Origin of the sequence: Aureimonas sp. Leaf324, assembly GCF_001423245.1 — a bacterium.
In the GTDB taxonomy this organism is placed as follows: Bacteria; Pseudomonadota; Alphaproteobacteria; order Rhizobiales; family Rhizobiaceae; genus Aureimonas.
On sequence record NZ_LMOH01000025.1, the window covers coordinates 255631 to 271579 of the forward strand.

The 15949-nt window shown below is 66.7% G+C and carries 14 protein-coding genes; 4 read left to right on the forward strand and 10 right to left on the reverse strand.

All coding sequences use genetic code 11. The annotated features are described in order from the left end of the window. Nucleotides 1-532 precede the first annotated feature (532 nt). The gene (locus ASF65_RS15145; RefSeq protein WP_162239499.1) at nucleotides 533-1066 is read left to right on the forward strand and encodes a transglutaminase-like cysteine peptidase; all 534 of its coding nucleotides are present in this window, start codon (nucleotides 533-535) and stop codon (nucleotides 1064-1066) included. A 223-nt stretch (nucleotides 1067-1289) separates the two neighbouring features. Here the strand turns inward: ASF65_RS15145 and ASF65_RS15150 are convergent, their stop codons facing one another. Beyond that, nucleotides 1290-2384 (reverse strand): calcium-binding protein, encoded by a 1095-nt coding sequence (locus tag ASF65_RS15150; protein ID WP_156369333.1) that lies wholly within the window; start codon nucleotides 2382-2384, stop codon nucleotides 1290-1292. A gap of 440 nt (nucleotides 2385-2824) precedes the next feature. On the opposite strand from ASF65_RS15150, the gene ASF65_RS15155 reads away from it, so the two are divergent. After that, nucleotides 2825-3640 (forward strand): N-acetylmuramic acid 6-phosphate etherase, encoded by an 816-nt coding sequence (locus ASF65_RS15155; RefSeq protein WP_244486731.1) that lies wholly within the window; start codon nucleotides 2825-2827, stop codon nucleotides 3638-3640. Between the two features lie 5 nt (nucleotides 3641-3645). Here the strand turns inward: ASF65_RS15155 and ASF65_RS15160 are convergent, their stop codons facing one another. Together ASF65_RS15160 and ASF65_RS15165 are read right to left on the reverse strand one after the other, a co-directional pair. Then, entirely contained in the window at nucleotides 3646-4935 is a 1290-nt protein-coding gene (locus ASF65_RS15160; RefSeq protein WP_055890725.1) for a GNAT family N-acetyltransferase, read from the reverse strand. A 136-nt stretch (nucleotides 4936-5071) separates the two neighbouring features. Beyond that, complete coding sequence (locus ASF65_RS15165; protein ID WP_055890726.1) at nucleotides 5072-5620, reverse strand: DUF924 family protein; 549 nt, start codon at nucleotides 5618-5620, stop codon at nucleotides 5072-5074. A 29-nt stretch (nucleotides 5621-5649) separates the two neighbouring features. Here ASF65_RS15165 and ASF65_RS15170 point away from each other — a divergent pair, with 29 nt between their 5' ends. Next, on the forward strand, nucleotides 5650-5937 hold the full coding sequence (locus ASF65_RS15170; RefSeq protein WP_244486732.1) for a sulfurtransferase TusA family protein: 288 nt from the start codon (nucleotides 5650-5652) through the stop codon (nucleotides 5935-5937). Here the strand turns inward: ASF65_RS15170 and ASF65_RS15175 are convergent. Beyond that, nucleotides 5934-7061, reverse strand: coding sequence for a GTP-binding protein (locus ASF65_RS15175; protein WP_055890729.1), 1128 nt, complete (start codon nucleotides 7059-7061; stop codon nucleotides 5934-5936). The genes ASF65_RS15170 and ASF65_RS15175 overlap by 4 nt on opposite strands. Further along, nucleotides 7058-8284, reverse strand: coding sequence for a D-alanyl-D-alanine carboxypeptidase family protein (locus ASF65_RS15180; RefSeq protein ID WP_055890731.1), 1227 nt, complete (start codon nucleotides 8282-8284; stop codon nucleotides 7058-7060). Before ASF65_RS15180 ends, ASF65_RS15175 begins: the two co-directional genes overlap by 4 nt. A gap of 135 nt (nucleotides 8285-8419) precedes the next feature. On the opposite strand from ASF65_RS15180, the gene ASF65_RS15185 reads away from it, so the two are divergent. Then, nucleotides 8420-9586, forward strand: a complete 1167-nt coding sequence (locus tag ASF65_RS15185; RefSeq protein WP_055890732.1) for a M20 aminoacylase family protein — start codon at nucleotides 8420-8422, stop codon at nucleotides 9584-9586. A 19-nt stretch (nucleotides 9587-9605) separates the two neighbouring features. Here the strand turns inward: ASF65_RS15185 and ASF65_RS15190 are convergent, their stop codons facing one another. The 5 genes from ASF65_RS15190 to ASF65_RS15210 form a co-directional block, all read right to left on the reverse strand. Next, nucleotides 9606-9977, reverse strand: a complete 372-nt coding sequence (locus ASF65_RS15190) for a helix-turn-helix domain-containing protein (protein WP_244486739.1) — start codon at nucleotides 9975-9977, stop codon at nucleotides 9606-9608. Nucleotides 9978-10142: 165 nt separating this feature from the next. Then, nucleotides 10143-11483: an O-antigen ligase gene (locus ASF65_RS15195; protein ID WP_055890737.1), complete on the reverse strand. Its 1341-nt coding sequence runs from the start codon at nucleotides 11481-11483 to the stop codon at nucleotides 10143-10145. Between the two features lie 69 nt (nucleotides 11484-11552). Next, on the reverse strand, nucleotides 11553-11771 hold the full coding sequence (locus tag ASF65_RS15200) for a hypothetical protein (protein WP_055890739.1): 219 nt from the start codon (nucleotides 11769-11771) through the stop codon (nucleotides 11553-11555). 73 nt (nucleotides 11772-11844) lie between these two features. Beyond that, a complete protein-coding gene (locus tag ASF65_RS15205; protein ID WP_055890741.1) occupies nucleotides 11845-12099 on the reverse strand; it encodes a hypothetical protein in 255 nt (84 codons plus the stop codon). Nucleotides 12100-12268: 169 nt separating this feature from the next. Beyond that, nucleotides 12269-15751 (reverse strand): indolepyruvate ferredoxin oxidoreductase family protein, encoded by a 3483-nt coding sequence (locus tag ASF65_RS15210; protein ID WP_055890745.1) that lies wholly within the window; start codon nucleotides 15749-15751, stop codon nucleotides 12269-12271. Nucleotides 15752-15949: the final 198 nt, after the last annotated feature.

The following is a 15949-nucleotide window of genomic DNA, read 5'->3' on the forward strand; positions in this document are numbered from 1 at the left end:
GTGAGCCCAAGGGGCTCTTACGGACGCACCGCAAGGAAAGAATCGAGCATGAGATACGGCCTTCTGGCGCTGAGCCTTCTTCTTTCAGGCGGAGCCGCCCTGGCGCAGGACCCGGCCAACGGCTCGCGCCGCTCCTGGGACCAAATGCGTCAGGACCGAAGCCGGAGCCTCCCGGTTCCAAGCGGCCAGTCGCGCGATGCGCGCGAACTCGATCAGTTGCTGCGACTGCGCGAGCGAAGCCAGGAACGCTCACAGCGCCTTCGTCAGCCCAGCCAGCCCTCTCGCCCGGCCAATACCAACAATTCTCGTAAAAATACAGTCGTTACGCAGTAACCGAGGGCGCTTCCGGTTCTCCCGCCCACGTTCCATCGATTTTTTGAAGCAAGTCTGCCTTCCTTAAAAATCGAACAGGTCTCGCAACGAGATATCCGAAAACTTCCTGTCTTCTGGCGTCAATCAGGACGTGGAGACAGACATGCCCGTTGCGAAGACTTTATCGACAATTCTATCGACCGCTGTGTTCGGCTGCCTGTTGCTTTCGACCGCGGATGCCGGCAGCCTCGCCCCGCTACGCCAGGAAGGCGCCTGGCCGCAGGCCCGGTTGCAGGAAGGCAGCAATACGCGCGCGCCGTTCGCCTTCATCCGGTACTGCGTCGCGAGCCCCTATGCCTGCCGCGTCGGCGAAACCCGGACGGTGGAGTGGACGCCCGAGGTGCGCGCCCTCGTCACGAAGGTCAACACGAGCGTCAACCGCTCCATCCGCCCCGTCAACGATCGGGGAACCGACACTTGGCAAGCGAACGTCTCGGCCGGTGACTGCGAGGAATTCGCGCTGACGAAGCGCGAGCGGCTCCTGAAGATGGGCCTGCCCGCCTCGGCGCTTCGCATGGCCGTGGCTTCGACGGCCGAGGGCGAGGGTCACGCGGTGCTGATCGTCAGCACGCCATCGGGCGATTTCGTCCTCGACAACCGTCTGGACCGCATCGCGCTGTGGCACGACACCGACCTCACCTTCCACAAGATCGCCTCGTCGCAGGATCCGCGGCTGTGGCACCGGCTGGTCTGATCCGCAGGGCTGCGGAGCGAGCCATGCCCCTCGTCTGTCGAAGGTCGCATTCCCCAGCGGCTGGATAACGCAACATCGGGAGGGCGGGCCAACGCCTCTCGGACCTATCTGCGCACTGCCGTCACCGAACCATGTCCGGTCGCGCCTTCTCCCCTCGTGAGAAACAAAAAAAACCGCCGCCCCCAACGGGGACGGCGGTCTGATCGTCGATCGTCCTGGCGGATTAGGCGAGGAGGATGTGGTCGGCGCGCAGGTCGAGGTTGGCGCCGATGAAGGCGATGTCCTGCGAGCCACCGGCAGCTGCACCGTTCGAGTCGTAGGACAGGACGCCGGTCGCCTTGTTGTAGACCAGCTGGGCGTCGAAGCCGACGGCCTTGTTGATCGACAGGTCTGCGGGGTCCAGCGTGCCGCCATTCGAGGTCAGGCCGGCGAACGCACCCTGCGACTGGTCCAGCTTGATGAAGTCGTCTGAACCGAAGTCGTAGACGAAGTCCTTGTTGGCCGAACCGGCTTCCGCGAAGACGAACGTGTCCACGCCGCCCTTACCCCAGAGCGTGTCATTGCCCGCACCGCCGGTGATGACGTTGTCGCCCTCGTTGCCGGTGATCAGGTTCTTGCCGTCGCTGCCCGTGCCGGCAATGTTGTCGGAGCCGGTCATGCGCAGGTTTTCGACGTTGGCGTTCTGGCGCAGGTCGACCGAGACGGAGGTCCAGATCGAGTCGTTGCCGCCGTTGGCCTGCTCGCCGACGACGCGCTCGTTGATGTTGTCGAAGACGTAGCCGTCGTTGCCGGCCGAGCCGTTGAATGTGTCGGTGCCACCGCGACCGTCGAGGAAGTCGTTGCCGGCGCTGCCGCTCAGCACGTCGTCGAAGGCGCTCGCCTTGATGATGTAGCGCTCGACCTGCGTCACACCAAGGTTACCAACGGTGGTGCCGTTGCTGTCGAACGCGATGTTCGTACCACCAGTGGTGGCCGAGATATCAGCCGAGTTCGTCATGACGATGCGCGTGTTGGTCGTCAGCTCAAGCGTGTCGACGCCCGCGCCGCCGTTGTACAGGTTGCCGAAGCCAACGGTATCGACGTCCTTGATGATCAGACGGTCGTCACCGGCAAAGGCATTGAACGACGAAAATTCGAACGTTCCACCGTTGGCGGAGGTCTGGAACGTGTCGGCTTGGGGCGTGCCGATCACAACGGCGCTGCTGTAACCGTTCGTCGTGAGGAGGGTGTCACCCTCATTCAGGTAATAAACGCCGGAAAGGGTTTTATCGAGAGTGGGCATCGAAATCTCCACGGGTGACGCATCGGCAGCACCCATCGCATAGGAATGTGTTACAGACAATATAGGTTAGCGGATTATTATCAACGTGTTGGGCAATTGACAGGCCATGGTTACCGCCTAGGAAGGTCTCGGCCCGATCGCTCCTGAATTGTGTCCTTCCTGAAAGGAATGTGATCGCGGCGAAGTCACGGTTTCGGGGACCGGTTTCCGGGTCGTGCGGTCCGATCGTCCATGAAGCAGAGCTCAACTCGCGGGCGTCCGGTGCGGCGACGCAGGTGGGCTGCCCATCGTGGAGCCAGATTCCCGTCGGCCAATCGGACTGCGCATTGCTGACCGCACGGACCACGGCACGGGGTCCATCGTCCCATCTTGATCGCGACGCTGGAGCGTGAACCCATCGCAGCGATGCGACGTTGGAATGCATGGGCGAGACATCTGGCGTTTTGGGGTCAAGAGGCATGCAGGAAACGGAGCGCATGCAGGAAACGGAGCGCGCAGATGGCGCCTTCCGTGATCTGGAACGGCGCGAGCCGGAGGTCATTCTCGAGGCTTTGCTGGCCGGTCAGCGCCGGGCCCTCGACGCCGTTTCCGAGGCGCGGATCGCAATCGCACAGGCGGTCGAGGAGGCCGCGCGGCGCCTCGGCACCGACGGCCGTCTGATCTATTGCGGCGCGGGAACGTCGGGGCGGATCGGACTTCTGGACGCGGTCGAGCTTGGGCCGACATTCGACTGGCCGGACGAACGACGGGTCGTTCTCCTCGCCGGTGGCGAGACCAGTCTCTGGCGCGCCCGCGAGGGTGCGGAGGATGATGGTGCTGCCGGGCGAGAGGCGATCGAGGCGATCGGGCCCCGACCCTCGGACGTGGTTCTAGGGCTTGCCGCCAGCGGGCGTACGCCCTTTACCATCGCAGCCATCGAGACCGCTCGTGAGGCGGGGGCTTTGACGCTGGGCTTTGCCAACAATCCGGGCGCGCCGCTGCTGTCGGCCAGCGAGCACCCGATCCTGCTGCGCACCGGACCGGAAGTGCTCGCCGGCTCGACGCGGCTTGCGGCTGGCACCGCGCAGAAGGCAGCCCTCAACCTCTTCTCGACGCTCCTGATGATCCGCTTCGGCAAGGTGTTTCGAGGCCGGATGGTCGAGATGCGGCCAACCAACGCCAAGCTGAAGCAGCGGGCGCATCGGATCGTGCAGGACGTCGTCGGATGCTCGCCCGACGAGGCGGCCCGCGCGCTGGAGGCCGCCGGGGGATCGATCCGGGAGGCGATCCTCTCGCTTGAGGCCGCTCGTTGACGCGTTTAGTCTTTGAAAGGAAGGAGGCGCGCGAGGCGTTCGCGCCAGATTCGGCGGCGGTTCAGGCGTCGGCGCGCCGCCTCGACCGCGGCCACCGCGTCCGCGACTGCATCGCTCCGGACGCTGCCGACGCCGATCACCAGCGTTCCGAGCGCGAGCCGATCATGCCAGAGGCGGTTCATGATCCGATGGTCGGGCACCGTGCAGGAATCAATGAGCGTCACATCAGGATCGGCGACCAGCGTCTCGGTTGCGAGAGCAGCAACGATCGCGCCGGGTCCGAACCGCTTCAGCTCCTCATTGTAGGCGGTCTTCCAGGCAACGGCGCGCTCCCTCGATTTCAGGACGACGAGGCTTGCGGCGGCGTCCGCTCCAACACGCAACGTGAAGACGCGCGCCTCGCCGCGTTCGGCCAGACCGTTGACAGCCTCGCGCGCGAAGGCCGCGCGGTGGCGGTCCATCAGGAGAGCGCTGCGACGCTGCCCCTTCCATCCCGACGCCTCGAGTTGCAGGAAATCCTCCAGCGCCGTGCGCACCGCCTCCGGCGTGCTCGCGCATTCGAAGGTGACCGGGCCGATCCCGGAAAGCTGCCGAAGGCGGCGGCGATGGTCGCGATGGCCCGACGATCCAAGCGCCCGACGAAGATAGGTCGATGGATCGCCGGCGGTGGCAGGCCGCAGGCACGCGCGCTGGGTTCGATCCGCCCAAGCGAAAGGAAGCTCGGCCTGACGGGCCGCCGCCATGAAAGCTGTGGCGAGTTCCCCGTCCACTGGGAGATCCGGCAGGACGAGGATGGGCGGAAGCCCATGTTCGGCCGCCTCCAAGGCATCGAAGAGGCTACGAGCCGTGCCGGCCGGATCGTCGCGATCGAGCGGCAGGGCGCCGAGCGGACCGAACGGATGCGTCCAGGCGCGCACCACGGAGCGACGCGACGGCCGCTGGAGGCGCTCCACCGAAAACGGCATCAGGAAGCGCAGGCGGCTTCGCCGCTCACCCTCGTCGCGCGCCACCATCAGGCGGACATGGCGCTCGTCGAGACGCGGCATGGCGGGCGCGAGGAAGCGCGGCGTGAAGAAGACGTTGGGCTCGATCACGCGGTCTGCGAGATGCTCGAGTTCCTCGACGAGACCGAAGACGGCATGGGGATCGTAGATCGCGATCCGCCGGACATCCTCGCTGGCTTGGGTGGCCGCCGATCCATCCAGCGGCGGAGCCTCGAGGTGCTGGTGTATGGGAGCGCCCGGTCCGGCATCGCCGGCCCGATCGGCCGGTTTCGTCAGGGTCAGGTTCGCCACGGTGCTTGCCTCAGTCTGGGGGTGGCGGATACGTGTCGCCCGCCGGTGTCCTGCCCACAGATCTAGAGTTTGCAGCTTAAACGTTGGTGTTCGTCACACAGGGTTTCGCGCGGAAGCGGTGGAAAACAGGGCCGGCTCAACCGGCAAAGCCGCCCTCGTCGAGAAACGCCGTCTCCTCGGGCGAGGTGTCCCGGCCAAGCACCGCGTTGCGATGGGGAAACCGGCCGAACCGTGCGACGATGTCGCGATGCTCCACCGCGAAGGGGACGTTCTCCTCGCCGATCTCGTTCATCCAGCGCACGCATTCGTCCTGGTCGGCGAGATTTTCCGAATGCATCAGCGGCATGGCGAAGAACTGGTTGATGTCCTCGCCGACGTGCCACTGATCGCCGCGGGCGAGCGCGGCCTTGGCGATGGCGAGCGCCTTCTCGTCGGTCGCGAAGGCTTCCGGACGACCGCGGAACATATTGCGCGGGAACTGGTCGAGCAGGATCACGAGGGCCAGCGCCCCGTTCGGCTCCTCCGCCCAGTCGTCGAGTTCGCCGAGGGCCGCGCGTTCGTAGACGTCGCCGAACCGATGCGTGATCGTCTCGTCGAGCTCATCGTCCTTGACGAACCACCGCTCCGGGCCGAGATCGCGCCAGAAGTCGACGATGGTCTGGGGATCGATCGAGTAGTCGCTCATGAAACCGTTCGGCAGTTGGAGGAGGTCAGTTGGCGGAGCCGGAAGATAGGACGGCGGGGCTGTCTGCAAAAGGGCGAAACCCGACCGACAGTCTCGACCTTCGCGGATTGAAATGCCCGCTGCCGGCCCTGCGGACCGAGAAGGCGCTCGCCGTGGCTTCAGCGACCGTCGACCTCGTCGTGCTCGCCGACGATCCTCTCGCCCCGCTCGACATCGCGAATGTGTGCCGCAAGGGCGGCCATGCCCTCATCGCCGTGGAGCCGATCGAGACCGGCGGATGGGCGCTTCGGATCCGGACCGGGTCGACGGATCGCTAAAAACCGCGCGACGACAGACTGAGCGGATTGTCGACGAGGGCGGCGCGATCCGGTGCGTCGATGCGCGGCGCGCGGGCGAAGGCGGCGAAGAGGTCGCGGATCACGCGCTCATCGAGCCCCTCGCCGATCAGCACGAAGGCGGTGCGCGGCGCCTCGCCATCCGGCCAGGTCGCCAGGCGGACGGGCGGATGGAGATAGGTCCGCACGCCGTGCAGAACCAACGGGCGGCCCGGCGTCTCGACGGTCCAGACCACGGCCTTGAGGCGCAGGAGCCCCGCGCCGAACCGCGCCAACACGAGGTCGAGAAATCCTTCGGCATCGGCCTCCGTCATTGGCACGTCGTGCGTCAGCGACAGGGAGCGGATCGCGCCGTGCGCGGATCCGTGATCGCCGTGCGAGTGGTCGTGGCCGCAATGGGGATCGTGGCAGGCGTCCGTCTTGTGGGTCCCCGTCTCCTCTCCCAACCAGCGCGCCACGTCGGCGCGCCGCGTCGCGGGGTCGACGAGGCCGCACCCGAAGAGTTCACCCGGGCCCGCGTCACCGACGGCGACAAGCGGCGCGCGCGCGTTGAGATGGCGGAGGGAATGCCGGAGCGCTGCGGTCTCGGGCGCGAGATCGCTCTTCGTCAGGACGAGGCGATCGGCGCAGGCAACCTGCCGCCGCGCTTCCAGCCGCTCGGCGAGCGACGCCGCCCCGCTCTGCGCGTCGACCAGCGTCACGACACCGTCGAGCGCGAAGTGCTGTACGAGGACAGGGTGGCCCATCAGGGAGGCGAGGATCGGCGTCGGGTCGGCTAGCCCGGTGGTCTCGATCACGACGCGGCGGATCGCCCCGAGGCGACCGGTCTGCACGCGGTCCACGAGATCGGCGAGCGTGTCGACGAGATCGCCGCGCACCGTGCAGCAGATGCAGCCGTCGGACAGTTCGACGATCCCCTCGCCTGAGGATTCAACGAGAAGGTGGTCGAGGCCGACCGCCCCGAATTCGTTGACGATCACGACGGTATCGCGAAGCGCCGGATCGCGCAGGAGGCGGTTAAGAAGGGTCGTCTTGCCGCTGCCGAGAAACCCCGTCAGCACCGTGACGGGGACGGGACTTGGCAGGACGCCGGGCTGCGCGGTCATTCTGCGCCCGTAGCGGGCGTCTCGGCTCCTTCGGCGGCAGCCGCGGCCGGCGAGGCGGGATGCTCCGCACCGGCGTCCGAGCCGACGGGCAGTTCGCCCTCGAAGCCCGGCTCGCCGGGGCGCGCCGGGCGCCAGGTCGGAACCGGGATGCCATAGGCCGCGATCACGCGCGTGCCGGCCTCGACACCGGGCGCCGCAGCGGCGCTGCCGAGGTCGACAGGAAAGGCGACGGCCGGCCGCTGGAGGTCGGTCATGTAGGGCGAGCCGAACGTGTCCTCGCGCTTGTCCTCTTCCTGCCGCTCGTTCGCGCGGGCCGTTCGTCCCTTGGGCGAGCAGATCTCCTCGCTGATGTCGGCGGGCGGACCGCTCGACGCGGGCAGATCCGTCACCGTGTCGCGGATCGAGCGCGGATTGGTGTTGAAGCCGTTTTCGAGGATTTCGGCGGCGGTGCGCTCGCGCACGATCGGGCCTTCAGCACCAAGCACAACGGCAATCAGCGTGCGATTGTCGCGCGTGGCGGAGGCGACGAGATTGAAGCCCGCGGCGCAGATATACCCGGTCTTCATGCCGTCGGCACCGTTGTAGCGACCGAGAAGCCCGTTGTGGTTCTTCATTGTCCCCTTGCCGACAGCGATCGCCTCGGTGGCGAAGTAGTTGCTGAACTCGGGGAACTCCTTGCGTAGCGCGACGCCGAGGATCGCCAGATCCTTGGCGCTGGAATACTGGCCGGGCGCCGGCAGGCCGTTCGGATTGACGAAATGCGTGTCCTTCATGCCGAGCGCGGCCGCCTCGGCGTTCATCCGCTCGACGAAGGTCTCCATCGATCCTTTGCCGAGCGTCTGGCCGATCGCGTAGGTCACGTCGTTGGCCGACTTCACCAGCATCATGCGCAGCGCCATATCGAGACGCATCACGGAACCGGCAGGATAGGCCATCTTGGAGGGCGGCTCGGCGGCGGCCGCGCGCGACATGACGACCGGCGTGTCGAGCGAGACCTCCTGCGACTTCAGAGCCTTCAGCGCGACGTAAGTCGTCATCAGCTTGGTGGTCGAGGCCGGATACCAGCGCTGCGTGGCGTTGTTCTCCGACAGCACCTTGCCGGTCGCGACGTCCACCACGATCGTGTTCATGGCCTCGGCCGGCCCCGCCATGATAGCCGCAGTGCTCAAGCCCAGAAGAACGGCAAGCGCGCGGATCGACGGCAGCGGACGGATGATTGTCATGGGACCCTTCTCGCGGAAGCGCGAAGACGCTTTGCGTTCTCTTCGCACCTGCGTTCATATCATGGCAAGGTGATTCCAGACCTCCTTCTGGCGGGCGAATTCCGCCTTTTGATGGCGCGAGACCGAAAGATATCGATGCTCCTCGTTCCCGAGATCGCGGCAGGCGCCGCCGACATCGCCGATTGGCGCCGGACGCTCCATGCGATGCCGGAAATCCTCTACGACCTGCCCGAGACGGCCGCGTTCGTCGCCGAGAAGCTTCGGGAGTTCGGCTGCGACGAGGTGGTAACGGGCATCGGACGGACGGGAGTCGTCGGGATCGTCACAGGCCGTCTCGGCGAGGGGGGCCGCACGGTCGGTCTCCGGGCCGACATGGACGCCCTGCCGATCGCGGAAGCGACGCCCCACCCCTATGCCTCGCGCCGACCGGGCGCAATGCATGCCTGCGGTCACGACGGACACATGGCGATGCTGCTCGGCGCCGCCCGCCACCTCTGCCGCACCCGCGCCTTCCGGGGTCATGTCGCCTTCGTGTTCCAGCCCGCCGAGGAAGGGGGCGCAGGGGCGCTGGCGATGATCGAGGACGGGCTGATGGAGCGCTTCGGCATCGAGGCGGTCTACGGGATGCACAATCTGCCGGGCTTGCCGGTCGGGCAGATCGCGCTGCGCCCCGGCCCGATCATGGCGGCGACCGACGAGTTCGAGATCGCCATCCGCGGCAAGGCCAGCCATGCCGCTCTTCCCCACGAAGGCGCCGATCCGATCCTGGCGGGCGCGGCCCTTGTCCAGGCGCTGCAGCAGATTTCGGCGCGCAACGTCGACCCCCTGGACTCGCTCGTCCTTTCGGTCACGCGCTTCCATTCCGGTTTCGCCCGCAACATCATCCCGGACGAAGCGCAGGTCTCCGGCACCGTGCGCTCGCTGACGGCAGCGTCGCAGGATCTCGCCGAGCGCCGGATCGAGGCGATCGCAAAAGGGGTCGCCGCCGCGCACGGCGCGAGCGCCAGCGTCGTCTACAAGCGGAACTATCCGGTAACGGTGAACGATATCAGAGAAGCCGCCTTCTGCGCCGCGGTCGCGGCGGACGTTTGCGGTGCGGGTGCGGTCGATGCCGCGGCACCGCCACTGATGGCGGCCGAGGACTTTTCCTACATGCTGGAAGCGCGGCCCGGCGCCTTCGTCTTTCTCGGCAACGGGGCGAGTGCCGGGCTCCACAATCCCGGCTACGACTTCGACGATACCGCGATCCCGTTCGGCTCGTCCTACTGGGTCCGGCTCGTGGAGCGCGCGCTCGCCAACTGAGGCGAGCGCCCGACCGTCCTCAATTGTCGCGGCCGGGCGCCAGGGCGTCGATCAGAAGACGCAGGCGGTGGCGGATCTCGCCATCCGGAATCCGGCCGAGAGCCAGCGACGACTGGACGACTTCGGGGCTCGGCGTCGCCGCCTCGTCCGTTTCGCCCTGCGAGGTCAGCCCCTCGAAAAAGAAGGTCGGGCTGATCTCGAACAGCTGCGAGATCCGATAGAGCGTCGCGGCGCTGATCCGGTTGCTGCCGGTCTCGTATTTCTGAATCTGCTGGTAGGTCACGCCGATCTGGCGGCCGAGTTCTTCCAGCGACAGGCGCCGGGATGTGCGCACCAGGCGCAACCGGGCACCGACGTGGACGTCGATCGGATCTCGCTCATTCTTCGTCATCGTCACGAAAATGCACCTGCTACAGGATGGACCGGGAAACGGTCCATCAGGAACTCAACCCAACCACTTGAGCACTAGATTGTAGCCCACCAACAATCAACACTCTTGCGTACCATTAATACGCAAATCTGCGTTGCGCGAATCCGATACTCGGTCCCGGATCCTTCAGGCGACCGTCCGGCCCTTGGGCAGGAGGTGCAACCCGGCGACGGCGAGCCACGTCGTCATCCAGACAGGATTTCCCCGAGCAAACAAGAAGGATTCGAGAAATGCGTTGAGGAGGGTGAACGCGAGAACCATCAGGAAGAAGTCCGCAACCCTCGTGGCGGCAGGGCCTTGCGACCCGATGCGTACGAAATCGACCAAGGGCAGGATGACGAGGACGACGATCCCGAATCCGAGCCCCGGCCAGCCCAGCGCGATCGCAAGATCGAGATAACCATTGTGCGCGTTGACGATGCCGCGCGGATCCCAGCTCGAGCCGAACGGCGGTTCGGCATGGCGCACCACCGGCGTCGACCAGAACGCCTCGAACCCCGTGCCCGTCCAGGCCTGGGGTCCCAGCGCGTGGATGGCGAAACGCCAGAGGTCGAGACGCCCCGTGAAGGTCGTCCCCGGCACGGCCCATTGCAGAAGGTCGTAAAGAACTGGCGACAGGACGGTGCCAAGCGTCATCAGCGCAAAGCCCGCGAGGACGAGACCGAGCACGATCACCGGCAGCCGACGCCCGCCGAAGACGCGTCCCGCAAAAATTAGGCCGGCCACCAGCGGCAGGAGGCCGAGCGTCGTCTTCGATCCGGTCTTGAGAACGAAGAACGCCGAAAGCAGCGCGATCGCGACACCGGTCACCCATTGCCCGCTGCGCACGAGATAGAGCCCTGCGAAGCACAGGGCGGCCATGACCGGTCCTGCGACGTTCTTATGGGAGTAGATGCCGCGCCAGAGACCAATATTGGCGGCTTCCAGCGCCTCGTTGTGGATCGCCGCCGAGGGCATCAGCACGATGCCGGCATAGGACAGGCCCAGCACCACGAGGGCCGTCACCGTCAGCGCGAAGCGGAAGGCCCGCTCGTCCGGCACGAGACAGAGTGCGCCGGTCATCGCGAGCATCGCAGCCAGCGAGAACACCACCGCGCGGAACGACGCGTCGGGCCAGATCGACTGGGTCGACGAGAGGAGAAGGATCAGCGCCATCACGACCCAGGCGGGACGCAGAAGCCGCATCGCGACCGGGCGGGGCGTGATGCAGAGATGGATCAGAAGGGCTGCGAGACCGAGGCCGCCATATCCCAACTGGTTGGTGATGTTCCCCGACCCCGCCGGCCCCACAAACACCGCCTGATAGGGCTCGAAGGTCACGAGGAGCAGCGTCAGGATCAGGGCCGCGAGGGCTGTGCAAAGCGCTCGTCCCTCGGCGGCATTCCACCACGGCGCGGCATCCGACGCTGCACCGAGGGCGGCGGCCGGGCGCGTGGGTCCGAGGCGAAGGGTCGAGAGGTGACGCATCACCCGCAATCATCGCCTCGGACGCTGAAAGTCGCGTTAAGGCCCTGTCATCCGAGCGATCATCTCGGATCAGTCTGTGCGCCCGGCCGCATCGGCGCGTTCGATGTCGCCGGGGAGGTGGCCCGGCCCCTCCTCGGGATCGGGCTCCACCGGAACGGGCGTATCAGCGGGCTCGCGGATCTCGTCCGGCTCCACCATGGGCTCGGGCGGCTCGCCCATCGGCAGGGGGCCGTCGGGCGGGCCGGGATCGCGGCCCGGCCCGGTCGGAACGTCTTCGATGTTGGACATGGCGTTTCTCCTTGTCGAATTCGACGGAGAACCGCCGGTCCGTTCCGGCGTTCCAAGGCTCGCGAAAACGCGATCAGTTCTGGGGCTTGGCGTCCGCCTCGTCCTCGTCCTCTTCCTCCTCGCCGAAGGGGAAGGACTCGACCATCTGCTCGACGTCCTCGTAGATCTCGTCGAGGAACTCCATGGCGCCGTCGGCGTCCTCGCTACCCTGCGTGACCAGCATGGCAAGCTGGATCTTCAGGACGTTGGCGACGTCGTCGAGCTCCATGCCCTGGAAGAGGGTCGAGATCTTCTCGGAGATTTCGTCGGTCTGGGCGTCGGTCAGCATGCTGTGCTCTCCTGTTTGCGGGAAGGAGACGAGTGCGGATGCCTCGTGGTTCCCCCGGAATGCGCCCAAGCGGGGCATGCCACCGCAAAGGCGCGTTCCGCGCTTCGTCGCGCCCTCCGCTCCTAGCACGGAACGATGACGGGTGAAGCGTACCCCATCGCCCCGATCCTCATTCCGCCGGCGTTGGCACCTCCGCCTTTGCAACGCCGCGAGCGCCCTCACCCATGAGGGCAAGAAGCTCCTCGCGGCGGCGCGCCGCCTTTTCCATCGCTTGAGTCTTGACGGGGCCGAAGCCCCGGATGCCGGCGGGCAGGGACAGGAGCTCCACCGCGACATCCCGGTCGGCCGGGCGTGCGCGCGAGAAGAGGACACGGCAATCCGCCTCGTAATCGGCGATGAGGCGGCGCTCGGCGATCCGCTCGGCATTGCGCGCGAAGGGATCGAACAGGGTGCCGCGCAGGCGCTTCAGGCGCGCCAGCCCACGCAGGAACGGCAGGATCCACGGTCCGAACGCACGCTTCTTCGGCCGCCCGTTGGCGTCGAGCCCGCCAAGGAACGGTGGCGCGAAATGGTAGACGCGGCGACGCACCCCATCGAACTCCTCCGCGAGCTGACGCTCGAAGCGGTCATCGGTATGGAGACGGGCGACCTCGTACTCGTCCTTGACGGCCAGAAGCCTGGCGTAGTTTTCGGCGACCGCCCGCTCGATGCGGCCATGCGCCTCAGCCTTGGCGTCGGCCTGCCGAGCTCGCTCTACGAGCGCGCGGTACCGCGCGGCAAGGGCGGTGTCCTGATAATCGGTGAGGAAGGCCGAGCGGTGCTCGACCAGTTCGTCCGTGGTCATCTCACCGAGCGTTCTCGTCGCATCACGCCGGCCGACGATTTCCACCATGTCGTCCGGTCTTGCGGCGGCGAAGCGCCCCCAGGCGAAGGCGTCGAGATTTGCCTTCACCGCCACGCCGTTGAGTTCGATCGCCTGCTGGAGACTGGCGAAGGTGACTGGCACCAGTCCCTTCTGCCAGGCGTAGCCGAGCATCATGATGTTGGTGGCAATGGCGTCCCCGCTGACCGTTTCAGCCAATTCCGTGAAGTTGACGAAGTCGGCGCCCTCCCCGACCGACTTTCGGATCGCGCCCGCGACGAGCGTGCGCCGGAAGTCGAAGTCGGGATCGCGCACGAACTGGGCGACCGGCGTCAGATGGGTGTTGACGACGGCGCGGGTGCGCTCGGGCGACAGGAGACCGGCCGCATCCTTCGAGGTCGCGACCACGTCGTCGGCCGCGATCAGGACATCGGCCGAGCCCGAGACGATCCGGGGGCAGGTGACGTCTTCGGCGCGGCGTCCGATGCGGACGTGGCTGAGAACCGCGCCGCCCTTCTGCGCCAGTCCTGCCATGTCGAGAAGCATCGGCGCGTTGCCGTCGAGATGAGCCGCCATGCCGAGCACCGCGCCGATCGTCAGGACGCCCGTGCCGCCGACGCCCGTGATCGCGATGTTGCTGGGCTCGGCAAGATCGGGAAGAACGGGATCCGGAATGCCGGCGAGATCCGGTGCCGCTCGCGCAGCCCGCGTCTTCGGCTTCGCGCCCTCCAGCGTGACGAAGGATGGGCAGAATCCCTTCAGGCAGGACGTGTCCTTGTTGCAGGTCGACTGGTTGATCTGCCGCTTGCGGCCCCACTCCGTTTCCAGCGGTTCGACCGAGAGGCAGTTCGACTGGACCGAACAGTCACCGCAGCCCTCGCAGACCGCGGGATTGATGGCGATGCGCAGATCCGGATCGGGCAGAAGCCCCCGCTTGCGCCGGCGGCGCTTCTCCGACGCACAGGTCTGATCGTAGACGATTGCAGAAACACCCGGCACGTCGCGCAGCACCAGCATCGCCGCCTCGACATCGTCGCGGTGATGGATCTCGGTGCCGGGCGCCAGCTGTGAGGCGTGGTAGCGCTCGGGAAATTCCGAGACCAGCCAGATCGGCGCGACGCCCTCGCGGTGCAGCTGATGCGTGATCTTGGCGGGATCGAGCGGCCCGTCGACCGTCTGGCCGCCGGTCATCGCGACGGCGTCGTTGTAGAGGATCTTGTAAGTGGCGTTGACGCCGGCGGCGACCGCCTGCCGGATCGCCAGCTGGCCGGAATGGAAGTAGGTCCCGTCGCCGAGGTTGACGAAGACGTGGCGCTCGTCGGTGAAGGGCGCCGTGCCCACCCAGGCGACACCCTCGCCGCCCATCTGGCTGAACGTCTCGGTGCGGCGTCCCATCCAGGTGACCATGAAATGGCAGCCGATGCCCGCAAGCCCGCGCGAGCCTTCCGGCACCTTGGTGGACGAGTTGTGCGGGCAACCCGAACAGTAGAACGGCGTGCGCGCGAGCGGCGGCTCCAGCTGACCGGCAGCCTCTCCGCGCTGCCGAAAATAGCGTACGCGCGCCTCGATGAAGCTGCGATGCGCCTCGTCGAGATCGCTCAAGGCGAGGATGCGTTCGCCGATCACCACCGCGGCCGTCGCGACCGTCAGCTCGCGCGCCAGTGACAGGACGGGCCGATCGTTATGGTCGAACTTGCCGATGATGCGCGGGCGAACGTCCGCGCGCCAGTTGAAGAGCTGCTGCTTGATCTGGTTCTCGATGATCTCACGCCGCTCCTCGACGACGAGAATCTCCTCCAGCCCGACCGAGAACTCGCGCACCCCTTCGGGCTCCAGCGGCCAAGGCATGCCCACCTTGTAGAGGCGAAGGCCTGCGAGATGCGCCGTGTCCTCGTCGACGCCGAGTTCGCGCAGCGCCTGGCGCACGTCCTCGTAGGCCTTGCCGGACGCGATGATGCCGAGGCGCGCATTCGGGGAATCGAGCGTCACGCGGTCGACCCGGTTGGCGCGGGCAAAGGCGATCGCGGCATAGGCTTTGTACGTCTGAAGTCGGTTGTCCTGGCTCCAGCGATCGTCGGGCACGCGAAGGTTGAGGCCGTCTGGCGGCAGGACGAAGTCCGTCGGCGTCACGAACTCCCGCCGCTCGCCCGAAAGGTCGACCGAGGCGGTCGTCTCGACGGTATCGGCGATGACCTTCATGCCGACCCAGCAGCCGGAATAGCGCGACATGGCGATCCCGAGCAGCCCGAACTCGACGAACTCGTGGATCGACGAAGGGTAGAGCATCGGGATGACCGCCGCCATAAAGGCGTGGTCGGACTGGTGCGGCACGGTGGAGGATTTTGCGCCATGATCGTCACCGGCGATGGCGAGGACGCCGCCATGACGCGATGAACCGGCGGCATTGGCATGCTTGAAGACATCGCCCGAGCGATCGACCCCAGGCCCCTTGCCATACCAGATCCCGACGACACCCTGCTTGCGGGCCCCCGGCGACAATCCAACCTGCTGCGTACCCCAAACGGCGGTCGCCGCGAGATCCTCGTTGATGCCCGGCTGGAAGTGGACATCCTCGGCGAGCAGCAGGTCGCGATTGGCCTGGAGCTGCTGGTCGTAGGCGCCGAGCGGAGACCCTCGATAGCCCGATACGAAGGCGCCGGTCTCGAGCCCAGCTTCCCGGTCGCGCCGCATCTGGACGAGCGGCAGGCGGACCAGCGCCTGCGTCCCGTTCATGAAGACGCGCCCACTGGTGGCTGTGTATTTTTGGTCGAGTTCGCCGCGGCGGCTCATGAGGATCCTCCCGATCCAACTGCTGTCTGGCGGTTTGCCCGCTCTTGTCAGACAGACTTAAGGCATGTGCACCGCACCGGCACGCTGCAGCGCAGGAGGAGGACGCGGGCTTGGTGACGCGGAGCGTCCGGGATCTTTCGAGCCAGGCGGAGATGCTGGACCTGATGGGACTGGGGCCGGAGGCGGTTCTGGTGATCC